Raw genomic sequence first — 16653 nt, forward strand, 5'->3', positions numbered from 1 at the left:
TGGAAAAAGCAGTGGCCCAACCACCTGCCCCGGTTCTGCTGAGGCCGCGCGGCGGCGGGTGCATGCGTGCACCCGCCGCACCGAACCGCTAACGTTCCGGCCATGGCCAACGACGTGCGGACCCACCTGATCGGCCTGCTGCTCGGGGCGGAGGAGGACTGGCCCCGCGCCTTCGAGTCGATCCTGACCATGGTGGGACCGCTGAAGGTCGACGGCGCGACCCACTCGCTCAGCACCGAGCGGGTCCGGATCCACCCCTTCGACCTCACCGACGACGTGCGCCACGGCCTGGTCATCGACCGCCTCGCCTACTGGTACTACCACCCGCGCGAGTGGCTCAAGAAGGCGTCGCTGATGAACGACACCTACCTGCTCAACAGCCCCTTCACGTTCCAGGCGATGGAGAAGCACAGCGCCTACTGCGCGATGCTGCGCCTGGGCATGAAGATCCCCAAGACCGTGCTCGTGCCCTACAAGAACCCGGTCGACAACGTGCGCTGGGCCTACACCTCCGAGCGCTACAACGACCCGTTCGACCTGGAGTCGATCGCCGCGGAGGTCGGCTACCCGCTCTACATGAAGCCCTTCGACGGCGGCGGCTGGCGCGGCGTCTCGCGCGTCGACGACGTGGAGAGCCTGCACCGCTCCTACGACGAGTCCGGCAACATGCTCATGCACCTGCAGGCCACCGTCGACTACGAGCACTTCGCCCGGGCCCTGTCGATCGGCCCGGAGACGATGGTCATGGACTTCCGCCCCGGCGAGCCCATGCACTCCCGGTATGCCGTCACGCACGACTTCCTGTCCCCGCAGGCCGGGTGGGAGGCGGAGACGGTCAGCAAGGTGGTCAACTCCTTCTTCGGGTGGGAGTTCAACAGCGCGGAGATGCTGGTCAAGGGCGACGACGTCCACCCGATCGACTACGCCAACGCCTGCCCGGACGTGGCCGTGACCTCGCTGCACTACTACTTCCCGTGGGCGATCACCGCCCTGGTGCGCTGGTCGACCTACTGCCTGGTGACCGGCCGCAGGGCCAAGATCGGCGTCCGCGACCCCCGCACCTACTTCGACATCGCCGACGACCCGGAGCGCACCTACCTGGAGAAGATGCAGGCCTACCGGGCGCTCGCCGACGCCGACCTCGACACCGACCGCTACCACGAGTGGTGCGACACCAACCTCGCCCACCTCCCCGAGCGCGTCCTGGAGTGGGTCGGCTCGAACGCCTTCGACACGCTCCTCGTCGACACCGTGCGCGTGACCTACCCCGCGCACGAGCACGACAAGTTCATCGCGCACTTCCGTGGCCTCACGGGCATGTGGGTGAGCGACCAGCAGAACCTCCGCTGACCCCACCCGGCGCGCGGGGTTGTCCCCGGACGCGTCGGGCTTCCGCCACCCTGCGACCAGCACGACGACGCTCGATCCCATGAAGGCGTTCCGGGCCCTTCTCGGAGTTGCGCTTGTCGCGGTGCTCTCGATCGCCCTCGCCGGATGCGGCGTGCTCGGCGGCGGGCGCAACGAGGCGCTGGACGGGAACTGGCAGCTGGAGTCGTTCGGTGACGCAGCAAGCCCCAGCGGCACGGACCCGGGCTCCGTCCCCGCGATGACTCTCGACGGCGGCGACGTCAGCGGCTACACCGGCGTGAACACCTTCAGCGGCAGCTACACGTGGCGCGGCGACGGGACCTTCGAGTTCGGTCCGCTCACCTACACCGAGATGGGCGGCTCCCCGGCGGCGATGGCCCAGGAGCGCGCGTTCCTCGACGCGCTCGAGGCGACCCACCGCTACGAGGTCGTGGACACGAAGCTCCGCCTGTCCGACGCCGAGGGCGGCACCCTCCTCGTCCTCGTCCCCGCACCCTGAATCCCCGCACCCTGACCACGCGGCAGCATCGACCCCACGCTCCGCCAGCTCGGCCCCGGCCCGCTCACCACCCGCTCCCGGTCACCCCGCTCACCCCACGGGATGACCAGCGGCGGCCAGCACCTGCTCCCACGTCACGGACCTCGGCGCACCCCGGCGGTCCGGCGTCGCCAGCACCGCGATGGCCTGGGCGCGCGCGGTGCGGCCGAGCTCCTCGCCGAACCGGTCCACCACCAGCAGCCCCCGCGGCCGCGCCAGCCCGCCGAGCACCTCGCGCACCGTCTCCATCAGCTCCACTGCGACCGCGTCGAGGTCGGGGTCCGGCCCCGCGGCGTCGGCCAGGGTCACCGCCCCGACGATCGCCCGCCCCAGCTCCGGGTCCTTGCGCCACGTCACGTCGGCGCGGTCGACATACGGGTGGTCGGTCAGCACCGCACGGACCTCGCGCAACGACACGAGCTGCCCCGAGATCGACACCACGTCGTCCGTCCGACCCAGGAACTCCAGCTCACCGTCCGGCCGCCACTGCGCCAGGTCCCCGGTGGCGTAGACGCCGGGGTGTCGCGTCCAGTGGGCCTCGGGCACCTCCGCCTGCTCGCCCTCGACCCCCACCATCGTCCCGGCCCACGGCCGCCGCAGCACGACCTCCCCCGGCTCGTCCACCACCGGCCGGCCCTCGGGGTCGACGACGTCGAGGCCCACGTCGGGGAGGGGAGTAGTCCCACCCAGCCCCGTCACCCGCACGATCCCGCCCAGCTCCAGCTGCCCCCACGCGTCGGCCACCTCCAGGTCACGCCCGCCGAACGCGTGCGCCAGCCACTCGGCCAGCTCCGGCTCGACCGGCTCGCCGGCCGTCGCGACCCGCCGCAGCGTCGGCAGCGCCGACACCTCCGGCATCTCGCGCGCCCACCCGCGCACCGTCCGGATCACCGACGGGCTCGTGAGCAGCACCTCGACGCCGTACCGCCGGATGATCTCCCAGGCCCGCTGGTGGTGGGGGACGTCCAGCGTCCCCTCGTACATCACCGTCGTGTTCCCCCAGGCCAGCGGCCCGTAGATCCCGTGGAACTGCGTCACCGCCCACGCGATGTCGCCCGCGCACCAGAACGGCCCCCCGGTCGACAGGTGCCGGTGCACCGCCATCGCCCCCGCGAGCATCGTCCCGGTCCCGTGAACGATCGACACCGGCTGCCCGCCGCGGGTCGCCAGCGGCACGGTCGCGACCGGGTGGTCCACGGGCAGCGACACGGCGTGCCCGTCCTCCAGTGCCTGCCCCGGCCGCGTGGTCGCGACGAGGTCGTGCAGCCAGCGGTCGCCCTCGAACCACGAGACGTCCATCCCCGTGCGCCGCACCACGATCGTGTGCTGGATGCTCGGCGCGGCGTGCATCGCCTCGTCGGCGCGCGCCTTGAGCGGCAGCACCGTCCCGTGCCGCCACGCCCCGTCCTGCGTGAACAGCACCTTGAGGTCCAGCTGCGCCAGCCGGTCGGCCAGCGGCTCCACCGGCAGCGGCGCCGGCAGCACGGTGTGGACGGCCCCGATCCGCGCGCAGGCCAGCATCGCCACGACGGTCTCGGGCAGCCACCCCAGGTGCAGCCCGACCCGGTCGCCCACGCCGACGCCCATCGCCCGCAGCGACCGGGACAGCGCCACCACCTGCTCGTGCAGCTCCGCGAACGTCAGGCTGCGCCGGTCGCCCGGCTCGCCCTCCCAGTGCAGCGCAACCTGCTCGCCGCGCGCCGCCACGTGCCGCTCGACGCACGACACCGACAGGTTGAGCCGGCCCCCGGGGAACCACGCGCCGGACCGCGCGCCGGGGCTCCACACCTCCCGGTATGGCGTGAGGAGGCCGAGCTCGTCTGCGAGGGTCGCCCAGTCCTCGGGTGGGGGAGCGTCCAGCCCTTCACGCATGTCCCAACGTCCTTCCTGCGGCCCGCGCCGTCCGTGCGAGGTGGGCGGCGACCGTCGCCACCCGTGCCTCGTCACCAGGATCGTCGACGTCGGCCGCGAGCGCACCGACCGTGACGCCCTGGCCGTCCACCACAGGCACCGCGACCTCGGCCGGCAGCATCGGGTCGTCGGGCGCCAGCGCCAGGTGGTCGGCCGCGGCCCACTCCGACCGGGAGGCCCGCGCCACGGCAGCCTCCCCAGGCCCCGCCGCCTCGAGCGCCCGCTCCCACCCGTCGTCCTCGGCCCGCGCCGCCAGCAGCCGGCCGCCCGCCGAGTCGAGCGCCGGGTGCACGCGGTGCGCGTCGCGGTAGGGGCTGCGGTCCGCGGCCTCGACGCGGTCGACATACACGACCTCGCCCCGCACGAGCGTCTGGACGTGCACGGTCGCGCCGAGCTGGTCGCGCAGCTGCGGCAGGTAGGGGGCGAGGGCGCCGAGGAGGGGGAGGCGGGAGAGGTACTGGTGGGAGAGGCGGGTCAGCTCGGGCCCCAGGCCGTAGCGGGAGGAGCGCGGGTCCTGCACGACGAGGTCGGCCAGGACGAGGGAGCGCAGCAGCCGGTGCACGGTCGGGATCGACATCTGGCTGCGCTCGGCGAGGTCGGTCAGCTGCTGGTAGGCGGGTCCCTGGCCGAGCAGCTCGAGCAGCTGGACGGCGTTGCGCACCGTGCCGAGGCCACCTCGACCGGCCGGTCCGTCTCCGTTGCTCATGGAGGCATCTTCCACTACGGCGACCCCTCCTGACAAAGATCGGTGAAAGATTCCGTCCAGATGCACTTGCTTTCCAGATAGTGGAAACCCTAGAGTCGTACCCGGAAGCCCCGCACGCCTTCGATCATCGTCGACCGCAAGGAGGGAGAGCCCGTGCTCACCCGCAGCTATCAGCACTCGCTCAACGGCAGCAGCCGGCCCGTCGGCCTGCCGCTGCTCGAGGTCGACAACATCTCGCTGCGCTTCGGCGGGGTCAAGGCCCTCACCGACGTGTCGTTCACCGTCACCCAGGGCGACATCCACGCGATCATCGGCCCCAACGGCGCCGGCAAGTCCAGCCTCCTCAACTGCGTCAGCGGCATCTACCACCCGCAGGAGGGCGCGATCCGCCTGCACACCGGTGGCGGTGAGAGCGTCGGCGGCAAGGCCGTCCCCGAGGGCCACCACCTGCTGACCCAGCTCCCGCCGCACCGCGTCGCCCGCCTCGGCGTGGCCCGCTCCTTCCAGAACATCGAGCTCTTCTCCCACCTCTCGGTGCTGGAGAACCTCATGCTCGGCCGGCACATCCACATGGACCACTCGGTGCTGAAGTCGATGCTGTGGTTCGGCCCCGCCCGTCGCCAGGAGATCGAGCACCGCCAGCTCGTCGAGGAGGTCATCGACCTGCTCCAGCTGCAGCCCTTCCGCAACCAGTCGGTCGGCTCGCTCGCCTACGGCATCCAGAAGCGGGTCGAGCTCGGCCGCGCGCTGTGCCTGCAGCCCACCCTGCTCCTGCTCGACGAGCCGATGGCCGGCATGAACGCCGAGGAGAAGGAGGACATGGCCCGCTACGTCCTCGACGTCCACGAGCTCGCCGGCGTCAGCGTCGTCCTCATCGAGCACGACATGAACGTCGTCATGGACATCTCCGACCGGGTCAGCGTCCTCGACTTCGGCAAGCTCATCGCCGACGGCACGCCCGACGAGGTCAAGGCCGAGCCGGCCGTCGTCGAGGCCTACCTCGGCGCCGAGGACGAGGAGGCCCCCCGTGGCTGAGCCGACGAAGGGCGTGGTGTCCGGGGGGGACACGGGGGGCGGAGCCTCCCGTGGGAGCACCTTCCCCCGCCTCCTGCGCCACCTCGCCTCCACCACCCCCACCGCGGTGGCCATGCAGGAGAAGCGCTACGGCATCTGGCAGCCCATCACCTGGGCGGAGTATGCCGAGCGCGTCGCCGAGACCGCCCACGGGCTGGCCTCCCTCGGCGTGAAGCGCGGCGACATCGTCGCGGTCCTGGGCGACAACCGCCCGGAGTGGCTCATCGCCGAGCTCGGCACGCAGAGCATCGGCGCCTCCGTCGTCGGCATCTACCCCACCTCGATCGGTGAGGAGCTGCGCCACATCCTCACCACCGCCGCCAGCCGCGTCGTCATCTGCGAGGACCAGGAGCAGGTCGACAAGCTGCTGCGCCTGCGCGAGGAGGAGCGCGGCCGCGAGCTCGAGGCGGGGGAGGAGCCGCTGCTCGTCGAGCACGTCGTCTACTACGACCCCCACGGGCTGGAGGCGTACGACGACGAGTGGCTCATGGAGTTCACCGACCTCGAGGAACGGGGCCGGGAGTGGGGCGCGCAGCGCGCGGGCTGGCTCGACAAGCAGGTCGAGGCCGGCCGGCCCGACGACATCGCGGTCATCTGCACCACCTCCGGCACGACCTCGCGCCCCAAGCTCGGCGAGCTGTCGCACACCAACCTGCTGGCGATGGCCGACCACCTCACCGAGGTCGACCCGATCGGCCCCAAGGACCGCTACGTCTCCTTCCTGCCCTTCGCCTGGATCGGCGAGCAGATGCTCGCGGTCGCCTGCGGCCTCTCCCGCGGCCTGACCCTGTCCTTCCCGGAGGACTCGGCCACCCAGCGGGCCGACCTGCGCGAGATCGGCCCGGACGTCATGTTCTCCCCGCCGCGCATCTGGGAGTCGATGCTCTCCGAGGTCCAGGTCCGCATCGACGAGGCCGGCCGCCTCAAGCGCTCCGTCTTCGGGTGGGGGTATGACGTGGGCGACAAGGTGGCCGCGATGCGGGTCACCGGCAAGAAGCCCGGCCCGGGCCTGCGGCTGGCCCACCTGGTGGCCGACCAGGTCGCCACCCGCCCGGTCCGCGACCAGCTCGGCCTGGCCCGGATCAAGCGCTGCTACACCGGTGGCGCCCCGCTGGGCCCCGACGTCTTCCGCTTCTTCCACGCGATCGGCGTCAACCTCAAGCAGATCTACGGCCAGACCGAGATCTGCGGCATCGCCGTCGTCCACCGCGACGACGACATCGCCTTCAACACCGTCGGCACCCCGATCGCCGGCACCGAGCTGCGGATCAACGAGGACGGCGAGATCCTGCTGCGCTCTGCGTCGGTCTTCCGCGGCTACCACCGCAACCCCGAGGCCACCGCCGAGGCCGTCGACCGCCAGGGCTGGCTGCACACCGGCGACGCCGGCTTCCTCGACGAGCACGACCACCTCGTGGTCATCGACCGCCAGAAGGACGTGCTCACCGCGGCCGACGGCACCCGCTACTCCAGCGCGTTCATCGAGAACAAGCTGAAGTTCAGCCCTTACGTCGAGGAGGCCGTCGTCTTCGCGCCGGAGGTCGGGGGTGACGGCATGACCGCGCTCATCACCCTCGACCCGGCCACCGTCGGCTCCTGGGCCGAGCACGAGCGGCTGTCGTACACGACCTACACCGACCTCGCCGGCAAGCCGGAGGTCTACGAGCTCGTCGCCGAGGAGACCAAGCGGGCCAACGAGGACCTGCCCGAGACGATCCGGGTCCGGCGCTTCGTCCTGCTCCACAAGCAGTTCGACCCCGACGACGACGAGATCACCCGCACCCGCAAGGTGCGGCGCAACGTCATCGCCGACCGGTACGGCGACATCATCGCGGCCCTGCAGCGGGGTGAGGACGACGTCCACGTCCGGAGCCGGATCACCTACCAGGACGGCTCGAGCGTCGAGCGCGAGCTGACGCTGCGGATCTTCGACCTGACCACCTACTCGATCCCGGAGGGCCGGGGTCGTCGTCCCGTCTGGAGCGGTCGCCGATGAGCACCTTCATCAACCTGCTGGCCTACGGCCTGGCCGACGGCGCGATCCTCGCGCTCGCCGCGCTCGGCTTCGTCCTCATCTACAAGGCCACCGGCGTCATCAACTTCGCCCAGGGGGAGTTCCTCCTCATCGGCGCCTACATGTTCTACACCGCGTTCGTGGTGTTCGCCCTGCCGATGGTCCTGGCGGTGGTGGTCGGCGTCGTCGCCGCCACCCTCGTCGGCATCCTCGTCGAGCGGCTCATCCTGCGGCCGATGATCGGGGAGGAGCCGATCAGCATCATCATGGTGACGATCGGCCTGTCGGCGCTGCTCAAGGCGATCGTGCAGATGTTCTACGGCACCTCCCCCAAGTCGCAGCCCAACATCCTGCCCCAGGGCTCGGTGAGCTTCTTCGGCGCGACGCTGCCGGTCAACCGCCTCCTCGTCGTCCTCATCGCCGCCATCGTCCTCACCGCGTTCACGATCTTCTTCCGCCGCTCCAAGCACGGCATCGCGATGCGGGCGGTCGCCGACGACCAGCAGGCCGCGATGACGATGGGCATCTCGGTGCGCAGGATCTTCGCGATGGCCTGGGCGCTCGCTGCCGTCAGCGCCTTCATCGCCGGTGTGCTGGTCGCCGAGATCTCCGCGGTCGACCAGAACATCGCCGCCTTCGGCCTCATGGTCTTCCCCGTCGTCATCCTCGGCGGCCTCGACTCGGTGCCCGGCACCATCGTCGGCGGCCTGACGATCGGGCTGCTGACCCAGTTCGTCTCCGGCTACCTCGACCCCGGGCTGGCCACGGTCATCCCCTACGTCGTCCTCGTCCTCATCCTCCTCGTCAAGCCCTACGGGATCTTCGGCGAGACCCGCATCGAGAGGGTGTGACCTGACATGGCTGCGACCGCCACCGGCATCCACCACCGGTCCTACACCTCCGAGCTCGCGCTGCGGGCGACGAAGGCGGAGTACGTCCGCCTCGGCCTCATGCTCCTGCTCGTCGTCGTGCTGCCGTTCGTCCTCGACAACTACTGGCTCTCGATCGCCAACGTCATCCTCATCGCGATCATCGGCGCCGTCGGCCTCAACATCCTCGTCGGCTACACCGGCCAGATCAGCCTCGGCCAGGGCGGCTTCCTCGCCGTCGGCGCCTACTCCTCGGCGATCCTCGCCGACCGCTACGGCCTGCCCGTCCCGCTCGCGATCGTCATCGCGGTCCTGCTCACCGCCGTCGTCGGCACCTTCTTCGGGCTGCCGGGCCTGCGGCTCAAGGGCCTCTACCTCGCGATCGCCACCCTGGCCAGCCAGCAGATCATCGAGTTCGTCATCCGCCGCTGGGGCTGGCTGACCGAGGGCCAGGGCTACATCGACGTCGCCCGCCTGGAGGTCCTCGGCTTCCGCATCGACCGGGCCAGCTTCGAGCAGCAGTGGTACTGGATCCTCGTCATCATCACGATCGTCGCCGTCGTCGCCGCCCGCAACCTCTTCCGCACCGGCCTGGGCCGCTCGTTCATGGCGGTCCGCGACCAGGACATCGCGGCCGAGGCGATCGGCGTCAACATCACCCGCGCCAAGCTCACCGCCTTCGCCGTCTCCAGCGCCTACGTCGGCCTGGCCGGCGCCCTCACCGCCCACTACACCGAGATCGTCTCCTGGGAGCGCTTCACCCTCGACGTCTCGATCACCTACCTGGCGATGATCATCGTCGGCGGACTGGGGAGCATCTCCGGCGCCGTCTACGGCGCGATCTTCATCAGCCTGCTGCCCGTGCTGATCCGGTATGCCGCGGACGCGTGGGGCGGCGCGGTCCCGGTCCTGTCCGCCCAGCTGCCCGCCGTGCAGAACGCCGTCTTCGGCCTGGTCATCATCGCCTTCCTGATCCTCGAGCCCCGCGGCCTCGCCAGACTCTGGCAACGGGCCAAGGACTACGTCCGCTACTGGCCGTTCCGCTACTAGCTGCACCCCCTGAAAACCCAGCCTCACGCCATACCCGACCCGATCGACAAGGAGCTCCACCCATGAACCGTTCCATCCTCAAGGTCGTCGCCGCAGCCTCGGCCATGACCCTCGCGCTCGCCGCCTGCGGCAGCGACTCCGGCGACGGTGACGGCGACGGCGCCGCCACCGGGGGCGGCGGCGACGCCACCCCCATCAAGATCGGCATCATCGCCGACCTCACCGGCGCCACCGGCGACGTGGGCACGCCCTACAACGAGGGCATGCTGGCCTACATCGACTACCGCAACGCCGACGGCGGCATCGACGGCCACCCGATCGACGCCGCCTCCAACGACTACGCCTACGAGGTCCCCAAGGCCGAGCAGCTCTACAAGCAGTACGTCAACGACGGCGTCGTCGCCATCCAGGGCTGGGGCACCGGCGACACGGAGGCGCTGCGTACCAAGGTCGCGAACGACGAGCTGCCGTTCATGTCCGGCAGCTTCGCCGAGCCGCTGGCCGACCCGGAGGAGTCCCCCTACAACTTCGTCGTCGCCCCGACCTACTCCGACCAGATGCGCATCGCGCTCAACTGGATCAACGAGGACTCCGGCGGCGCCGGAGAGGTCGCGGTGTTCCACTCCGACAGCCCGTTCGGCCAGGCGCCGGTCGCCGACGGCGAGGCCTGGATCGACGAGCAGGGCTACGACCTGGGCTACGCGTCCTACCCGATGCCGACGGGCGCCAACTTCGTCGGCCTGCTCTCGCAGGCCAAGAGCCAGGGCGCGGAGTACATCGTCATCCAGCACGTCGCCTCCCCGGCGGCGCAGGTCGCCAAGGACATCAAGGACCAGGGCCTGGACATGAAGATCGTCTGCCTCAACTGGTGCGCCAACGAGCTGTTCATCACCACCGCCGGCGACGAGGCAGCCGAGGGCCACATGCTCGTCCAGCCGTTCGCCCCCGTGAGCTCGGAGAAGCCGGGCCACGAGACGATCTCGGCCTACCTCGAGGAGGAGGGCGAGTCGATCGACGACAAGGGCGCCGCCTGGGTCCAGGGCTGGGCCGTCATGGACGTCATGGCCCAGGGGATGGCGAAGGTCCTCGAGGAGGAGGACGAGGTCACCGGGCCGGCGCTGAAGGAGGCGCTGGAGACGATGGGTGCCATCGACACCGAGGGCCTCATCGGTGACGGCACCGTCGAGTTCTCCGCCGAGTCCCACCGCGGCTCCACCTCCTCGGGCGTCTACCGCGCCGAGGGCGGCGCGATGGTCGAGGTCGAGGCGGGCGCCACGCCATGAGCACGGTCGCAGGACCGGCGACGTCGGGGGCGGCCACCGCCGCCCCCGGCGGGGCCCTGCTGACGCTCAACAACGTCGAGGTCATCTACGACGACGTGATCCTGGTGCTGCGCGGCCTCTCCCTGGAGGTGCCGCGCGGCCAGATCGTGGCCCTGCTCGGCTCCAACGGGGCCGGCAAGTCCACGACGCTCAAGGCGGTCTCCGGGCTGCTGCCGAGCGAGCACGGCGAGGTGACCGACGGGTCGATCGTCTTCGACGGGCAGGACATCACCCGGATGGACGCGGCCGACCGCGTCAAGAACGGGATGAGCCTGTGCATGGAGGGCCGGCACGTCTTCGAGCACCTGTCCATCGCCGAGAACCTCGTCGCCGGGGCCTACACGCAGAAGGACACCGGCGCGGACCTCGACATGGTCTACACCTACTTCCCCAAGCTCGCGGACATGCGGCAGCGGATCGCGGGCTACCTCTCCGGCGGCGAGCAGCAGATGCTGGCGATCGGCCGGGCGCTGATGGCCAAACCGACACTGCTCATGCTGGACGAGCCGTCGCTGGGCCTGGCGCCGCTGCTGGTGCAGGAGATCTTCGGCTACATCAAGCGCCTCAACGACGAGACCGGGCTGACGGTGCTGGTCATCGAGCAGAACGCCCGCCGCGCCCTGGACGTGGCCGACCACGGCTACATCATGGAGCAGGGGCGGATCGTGCTCGACGGGCCCGCGGCCGAGCTGCGGGAGAACCCCGACGTCAAGGAGTTCTACCTCGGCCTCGGTGAAGAGGGCGGGCGCAAGTCCTACCGCGACGTCAAGCACTACAAGCGCCGCAAGCGCTGGCTGTGAAAGGGCCCACCATGTCTATCGAGGCCGCGCTGCGGGCGCGCGAGGAGGGCCTGGCACCGGCGCTGTCGGAGCTGGTGGCCCGGGCGGCGCAGCGGGTGCCGGGCTTCGCGGCCCGGCTAGAGCGGGCGGGCCTGACGCCCGAGGAGGTATGCCGTCCCGGCGGGTTGGACGCGCTCCCGGTGCTGGCCAAGGACGACCTCGTGGAGCTGCAGCGGGCCGACCCGCCGCACGGCGGGCTGCTGGACCCGGACGCTGACGTGGCGCGCTGGTTCACCTCGCCCGGCCCGCTCTACGAGCCGCAGCTGGAGGGCGCCGACTGGCGCTGGGGCCAGGCGCTGGCCGACCTGGGTGTCGGCACGGGCGACATCGTGATCAACTGCTTCGGCTACCACCTGTCCCCGGCGGGCGCGATGCTCGAGCAGGGCGCGCGCTCGGTCGGCGCCGCGGTGGTGCCGGCGGGCATCGGGGCGCAGGACCTGCAGGTGCGCCTCATCGCGGACCTGGGCGTCACGGCCTACACCGGCCTGCCGTCCTACCTCAAGGCGCTCATCGACCGCTTCGACGACGCCGGCCTGGACCCGGCGGCGTGGCGGCTGGAGCGGGCGCTGATGACGGCCGAGCCCCTGCCGGACTCGCTGCGGGCGCTGCTGGCCGAGCGGGTGCCGCACGTGCGGATGGCCTACGGCACGGGGGAGACCGGGCTGCTGGCCTGGGAGCCGGCGGACGAGGAGCCCGGCAACGGCCTGGCGCTCGCCGACGGCGTGCACGTGCAGGTCTGCGAGATCGGCACCGGCGCGCCGCTGACCGACGGCACCGAGGGCGAGGTCGTCGTCACGCTCCTGCGCGCCGACTATCCCCTGGTGCGCTTCGGCACCGGCGACCTGTCGGCGTGGACGCTCGGCCCAGACGGGTCGCTGCGCCTGCGCGGCGTGCTCGGTCGGGTGGGCCAGGCGATCAAGGTGCGTGGGATGTTCCTGCACCCGAGGCAGGTCGAGTCCGTCATGGCGGGCGTCGAGGGGGTGGCGGACTACCGCTTCGTGATCGAGCGAGAGAACCACGTCGACAAGATGCGGTGCGAGGTCGTGCCTGCTGACGGTGCCGACAAGGCTGCCCTGGAGCAGGCGGTCGCCGCTGCGGTGCGGGACGGGCTGCGCTTCAGCACCGAGGTGCGCTCGGTCGAGTCGCTCGAGGAGGGTGACGGCTCGCTCGTGGACCGGCGCGACTGGAGCTGATCAGCCCTCGGAGATCGCCTGCTGGAAGGCCCTGGCCCACTGCTCCGCGGTCGGGTTCTCAGGAGCGACGTCGCGCAGGTCCACGACTGACACGCGGTCGTCGTTGTCCTCGGCCCACTCCAGCATCGCGTTACCCACACCGGGCTGGTAGAGGCCTGACGGGCCGACGGCGATGAGCACCGGCAGGTCCTCGTCGATCTCGTCGATGAGCCGGTCGAGGGAGGCGGCGACGTCTTCGTTGGCGCTGCTAAGCCCGAGGGAGACGAGGACAGCCTCCAAGGCAGCGGCCTCCTCGACGAACCGGTCCACCCGCTGTGCCGCCGCCGCGATGGTCGATCCCGCACGGCCTGCACTCCAGATCGTGAGCCGCGCACCCTCCATGTCTGACAGGGGGATGGGGTCGTTGAACGTGACGTCCCGCGACTCGCCCCAGTGGTGGATCTCCACGGGGCGAATCTGACCTTGGTCGCGCCCCCACAGCTGCACCCATTGGGTGGGCATATTGCTGTAGCCGTCCCCGATCACGAGGACGTCCGCCTCGTCGGCCCAGGCCTCCACCCACCCCTCGACTGACGGCGGGTTCCTGGCAGGTGGCTCATCGGTGGCCTCGTCCGCTGACTCTGACGGCTCCGCAGTGCTGGTGGCCGTCGCGTCCTCGGTCGCCGTCCTAGTATCTGGCCCCGAGGTCACGGGCTCGTCGCTACCGCCCTGCGCCGTGGCAGGCGCTGCCCGAGGCTCCGGCGACAAATCAGAGAGCGAGGGATGCGGCCGGTTGACGGTCCACACGGCGAGGGCCGACGTCCCGACGGCAAGCGCAGCAAGGCCAACGACGAAGGCATTCTGAGCGCGGGTCGAGAGTTCCACGATCAGCCCTGGGCGACGGGAACCTGCGAGGTCTTGTGGCGGGACCGTCGCGATCGCTCGCGCCGGCCACGACCCTCGAGCTGCGTGTCGGGGCGGTAGTCACCGTAGGAGTAGCGGTAGGCGTCGGGCCCCTGTGCTGGCAGTCGGTTCGCCACCAGACCCAGGACCTTCCCTCCCACGCGCTCCAGCGTGGCGAGAGCTCGCTCAAGCTCATCCCGCCTGACGACGTCGGCCCCGACGACGACGAGGGCGCCGTCTGTCAGGGTCGACAGGATCGCGGCGTCCGTCACGGCCAGCAGCGGGGGAGCGTCGATGAGCACGAAATCGAACTGTTGCTTGAGACGCTCAAGAAGCCGCTCCATCGCAGCAGATCCGAGCAACTCGCTCGGATTCGGGGGGACGGGTCCGCAGCCAAGGACCTGGAGCCCCTCGACGTAAGGCTGCAGCACGTCCTCAAGCTCGGCGCGACCTACGATCACGTCGGTCACGCCGACAGCGTTCTCCAGGCCCATGTAGTCGAGAAGTCGGGGTCGACGGAGGTCACCCTCGATGAGACAGATGGTGGATCCCGTCTCGGCGATGGTGAGCGCGAGGTTGGCGGCTGTCGTGCTCTTTCCCTCTCCGGGAACGGACGAGGTCACCATCATGACCGTCGGCTGGTCGTCCGGGTCCAGATACATCAGATTGGTCCGCAGCGCCCGGAACGCCTCGGCACGCGGACTGTGGGGGTCGATCTCGATCACCAGCGGGTGGACGGGTGCGTCCTTGTCGAAGGCGATGGTGCCGAGCGTGGGCTCGTCCGTGACGCGCGCCAGGTCTGCTTCACCGCGCACCCGGGTGTCCATCAGGTCGCGCAGGATGGCGAGCCCGATGCCGAGCAGCAGCCCTAGCACGATCGCCAGCGCTAGGTTGCGCAGGGGGTCGGGGCTGGCAGGATCTTGAGGCGACGAGGCGGACTGCACGACCGTCGCCTTCACGGCACTGTCAGCCTCCGGGTCCACCCGCTCGAGTTCCTGGACCGTCTCGGTGAACTGCACAGCGATCGCATTGGCGATCTCCGCGGCGGCGGCAGGATCTCTGTCTACGACGGCGACGTCGATCAGCACGGTGTTCGGCGGCACCGTCGCTGTGACACGGTGAGCCAACGCGCTCGCCGAGTCCTCGAGCCCCAGATCGTCGATGACGGGGTCGAGCACAACCGGCGTCGTCATGATGTCGGCGTAGGTGGCCACCTGACGCTGCGTGAAGGACCCCCCCTGGGCCAGGTCCGAGACGCCGTCACCCCCAGCGGTGGAGACGAACAGCTCAGCCTCGGCGCGGTACTCACGCGGAGCCAGGACCGTCATCAGGGCAGCGACGACAATCGTGGCCAGCAGGATGGCGACGGCGAGACGCCAGCTGCGACGGACGATGCGCAAGTAGTCAGAGAGTTCCATGGGGGATCCTGGGCTCGGTAGAGGCAGAGACAAAACGAGGTCAATCTACCCGACAGCCATGGCAGCCCTCACATCCAGCGTATGTGTTCGATCGTGGCTCGGGTCGGCTGAGCCTGCCGGGTTGGCGCGGGTACAGGTCGCCGCCAGTGTTGGTAGAGTGCTAGCGCTCGGGCACCTCGTCCTGCCAGCAGGACGTCGCCGGCAAGGTAGTACTCCGCGGCAAGATCCGGCGCGTCAACAGTCTCACTGGGCCGAGGAAGTCGGTGAGTGCTCGCGCGCTCACCAGATTGGGATCAGTCGCGACTCCGCATACACTCTCCCGAGTGTATGGGGGCCGGACCCCGTGCCTCTGTCCATCTGCGACCAAGATCGGGATCTCGCATGCGCTTGCTTATTACTGGTGGGGCCGGGTTCATCGGGTCCAACCTAGCCCGACTGGCCCTCGACCACGGCCATCACGTGGTCATCATCGACGATCTGTCCACTGGTTATCGGCACAACGTCGAGGGCCTGGACGTTGACTTCCACGAGGCATCCATCCTGGATGAGCATGCCTTGTCACGGGCAGTACAGGACGTCGATGCCGTCACCCACCTCAGCGCCCTAGGATCGGTTCCCCGCAGCATCGCGGACCCAGCTGCCACTCACGAGGCCAACGCCACGGGCACGCTACGCGTCATCGAGGCAGTCCGCGCCGCTGGAGGTCCCCACCTAACAGTGGCGTCGTCTTCGTCTGTTTATGGCATGAACCCGGCGATGCCGAAATCGGAGCGCGAGTGGATCCGCGCCATGAGCCCCTATGCGGTCAGTAAGATTGCTGCCGAGCAGTACGCGTTGGCGGCTCAGCAGTCATTCGGCCTGGAGACGCTCGCGTTCCGGTTCTTTAACGTATATGGGCCTGGGCAGATGCCGGGGCACGTCTACGCCGCGGTCATTCCCATTTTCCTCGAGCACCTGCTTCAGAAGCTGCCCCTTCCGATCAACGGCGACGGTTCAAACTCGCGTGATTTCACATTCGTCGGCACCGTCTGCCGCACACTCCTTGATGCAGCAGTGCGACGTGTGGTGCACACGGAGCCCGTCAACCTTGCTTTCGGCACCAACGTGTCCCTCATGGCCCTCATCGATGAGATCCGACGGACCTCGGGTGAGAATCCTTCTGTAATTCACCAGCCCCCGCGCGTTGGCGACGTCCCGCACTCCCAAGCTGACAACGCGACCCTCAGGTCTCTGTTTCCTGATGTCGAGGCGGTGCCGTTGGGGGAAGGTCTTCGTCAAACCCTCAACTGGTTCATCAATGACCTTCCCGCACTTCGCTCGACGGACTTGCACTGATCATGGAGAGTCGACCCATCGTGGCTGTGGATGCTGTCATCATCGGACTGGGCTATGTCGGCCTGCCACTGGCGCAGGAGGCCACCCGGGCTGGGAAGAAGGTCCTCGGGTTCGACATCAACGCGGGTGTGGTC

General features: G+C 69.9%; 14 protein-coding genes. 10 read left to right on the forward strand and 4 right to left on the reverse strand.

Going from position 1 to position 16653, the window contains the following annotated elements; translation table 11 throughout:
- Nucleotides 1-102: 102 nt before the first annotated feature.
- Together ACI3ET_RS06175 and ACI3ET_RS06180 are read left to right on the forward strand one after the other, a co-directional pair.
- On the forward strand, nucleotides 103-1350 hold the full coding sequence (locus tag ACI3ET_RS06175; RefSeq protein WP_405032112.1) for an ATP-grasp domain-containing protein: 1248 nt from the start codon (nucleotides 103-105) through the stop codon (nucleotides 1348-1350).
- Nucleotides 1351-1429: 79 nt separating this feature from the next.
- Complete coding sequence (locus ACI3ET_RS06180) at nucleotides 1430-1867, forward strand: META domain-containing protein (RefSeq protein ID WP_405032113.1); 438 nt, start codon at nucleotides 1430-1432, stop codon at nucleotides 1865-1867.
- A gap of 90 nt (nucleotides 1868-1957) precedes the next feature.
- Here the strand turns inward: ACI3ET_RS06180 and ACI3ET_RS06185 are convergent, their stop codons facing one another.
- Both ACI3ET_RS06185 and ACI3ET_RS06190 read right to left on the reverse strand, forming a co-directional pair.
- On the reverse strand, nucleotides 1958-3778 hold the full coding sequence (locus ACI3ET_RS06185; protein ID WP_405032114.1) for an AMP-binding protein: 1821 nt from the start codon (nucleotides 3776-3778) through the stop codon (nucleotides 1958-1960).
- A complete protein-coding gene (locus tag ACI3ET_RS06190) occupies nucleotides 3771-4523 on the reverse strand; it encodes an IclR family transcriptional regulator (protein ID WP_405032115.1) in 753 nt (250 codons plus the stop codon). Before ACI3ET_RS06190 ends, ACI3ET_RS06185 begins: the two co-directional genes overlap by 8 nt.
- 153 nt (nucleotides 4524-4676) lie before the next feature.
- Here ACI3ET_RS06190 and ACI3ET_RS06195 point away from each other — a divergent pair, with 153 nt between their 5' ends.
- From ACI3ET_RS06195 to ACI3ET_RS06225, 7 genes are all read left to right on the forward strand, one after another.
- Entirely contained in the window at nucleotides 4677-5558 is an 882-nt protein-coding gene (locus ACI3ET_RS06195; protein WP_405032116.1) for an ABC transporter ATP-binding protein, read from the forward strand.
- Nucleotides 5551-7593: an AMP-binding protein gene (locus tag ACI3ET_RS06200; protein ID WP_405032117.1), complete on the forward strand. Its 2043-nt coding sequence runs from the start codon at nucleotides 5551-5553 to the stop codon at nucleotides 7591-7593. The genes ACI3ET_RS06195 and ACI3ET_RS06200 overlap by 8 nt, the downstream gene beginning before the upstream one ends.
- Complete coding sequence (locus ACI3ET_RS06205; RefSeq protein WP_405032118.1) at nucleotides 7590-8462, forward strand: branched-chain amino acid ABC transporter permease; 873 nt, start codon at nucleotides 7590-7592, stop codon at nucleotides 8460-8462. Before ACI3ET_RS06200 ends, ACI3ET_RS06205 begins: the two co-directional genes overlap by 4 nt.
- Nucleotides 8463-8468: 6 nt before the next feature.
- Entirely contained in the window at nucleotides 8469-9530 is a 1062-nt protein-coding gene (locus ACI3ET_RS06210) for a branched-chain amino acid ABC transporter permease (RefSeq protein WP_405032119.1), read from the forward strand.
- 62 nt (nucleotides 9531-9592) lie between these two features.
- On the forward strand, nucleotides 9593-10813 hold the full coding sequence (locus tag ACI3ET_RS06215) for an ABC transporter substrate-binding protein (RefSeq protein WP_405032120.1): 1221 nt from the start codon (nucleotides 9593-9595) through the stop codon (nucleotides 10811-10813).
- Complete coding sequence (locus ACI3ET_RS06220) at nucleotides 10810-11652, forward strand: ABC transporter ATP-binding protein (protein WP_405032121.1); 843 nt, start codon at nucleotides 10810-10812, stop codon at nucleotides 11650-11652. Before ACI3ET_RS06215 ends, ACI3ET_RS06220 begins: the two co-directional genes overlap by 4 nt.
- Before the next feature lie 11 nt (nucleotides 11653-11663).
- On the forward strand, nucleotides 11664-12884 hold the full coding sequence (locus tag ACI3ET_RS06225) for a phenylacetate--CoA ligase family protein (RefSeq protein ID WP_405032122.1): 1221 nt from the start codon (nucleotides 11664-11666) through the stop codon (nucleotides 12882-12884).
- Here ACI3ET_RS06225 and ACI3ET_RS06230 read toward each other — a convergent pair whose 3' ends face one another.
- Entirely contained in the window at nucleotides 12885-13748 is an 864-nt protein-coding gene (locus ACI3ET_RS06230; protein WP_405032123.1) for a hypothetical protein, read from the reverse strand.
- A 2-nt stretch (nucleotides 13749-13750) separates the two neighbouring features.
- Entirely contained in the window at nucleotides 13751-15184 is a 1434-nt protein-coding gene (locus ACI3ET_RS06235) for a tyrosine-protein kinase domain-containing protein (protein ID WP_405032124.1), read from the reverse strand.
- Between the two features lie 381 nt (nucleotides 15185-15565).
- On the opposite strand from ACI3ET_RS06235, the gene ACI3ET_RS06240 reads away from it, so the two are divergent.
- On the forward strand, nucleotides 15566-16519 hold the full coding sequence (locus ACI3ET_RS06240) for an NAD-dependent epimerase/dehydratase family protein (protein WP_405032125.1): 954 nt from the start codon (nucleotides 15566-15568) through the stop codon (nucleotides 16517-16519).
- Nucleotides 16520-16653: the final 134 nt, after the last annotated feature.

Source organism: Ornithinimicrobium jinqii (genome assembly GCF_045032595.1).
GTDB lineage: Bacteria > Actinomycetota > Actinomycetes > Actinomycetales > Dermatophilaceae > Ornithinicoccus.

Excerpts from the sequence above, each read along its gene's own strand:
- ACI3ET_RS06175 (WP_405032112.1), top strand. The coding sequence starts at position 103 with ATGGCCAACGACGTGCGGACCCACCTGATCGGCCTGCTGCTCGGGGCG.
- ACI3ET_RS06180 (WP_405032113.1), top strand. The coding sequence starts at position 1,430 with ATGAAGGCGTTCCGGGCCCTTCTCGGAGTTGCGCTTGTCGCGGTGCTC.
- ACI3ET_RS06185 (WP_405032114.1), bottom strand. The coding sequence starts at position 3,778 with ATGCGTGAAGGGCTGGACGCTCCCCCACCCGAGGACTGGGCGACCCTC.
- ACI3ET_RS06190 (WP_405032115.1), bottom strand. The coding sequence starts at position 4,523 with ATGAGCAACGGAGACGGACCGGCCGGTCGAGGTGGCCTCGGCACGGTG.
- ACI3ET_RS06205 (WP_405032118.1), top strand. The coding sequence starts at position 7,590 with ATGAGCACCTTCATCAACCTGCTGGCCTACGGCCTGGCCGACGGCGCG.
- ACI3ET_RS06210 (WP_405032119.1), top strand. The coding sequence starts at position 8,469 with ATGGCTGCGACCGCCACCGGCATCCACCACCGGTCCTACACCTCCGAG.
- ACI3ET_RS06215 (WP_405032120.1), top strand. The coding sequence starts at position 9,593 with ATGAACCGTTCCATCCTCAAGGTCGTCGCCGCAGCCTCGGCCATGACC.
- ACI3ET_RS06220 (WP_405032121.1), top strand. The coding sequence starts at position 10,810 with ATGAGCACGGTCGCAGGACCGGCGACGTCGGGGGCGGCCACCGCCGCC.
- ACI3ET_RS06225 (WP_405032122.1), top strand. The coding sequence starts at position 11,664 with ATGTCTATCGAGGCCGCGCTGCGGGCGCGCGAGGAGGGCCTGGCACCG.
- ACI3ET_RS06235 (WP_405032124.1), bottom strand. The coding sequence starts at position 15,184 with ATGGAACTCTCTGACTACTTGCGCATCGTCCGTCGCAGCTGGCGTCTC.
- ACI3ET_RS06240 (WP_405032125.1), top strand. The coding sequence starts at position 15,566 with ATGCGCTTGCTTATTACTGGTGGGGCCGGGTTCATCGGGTCCAACCTA.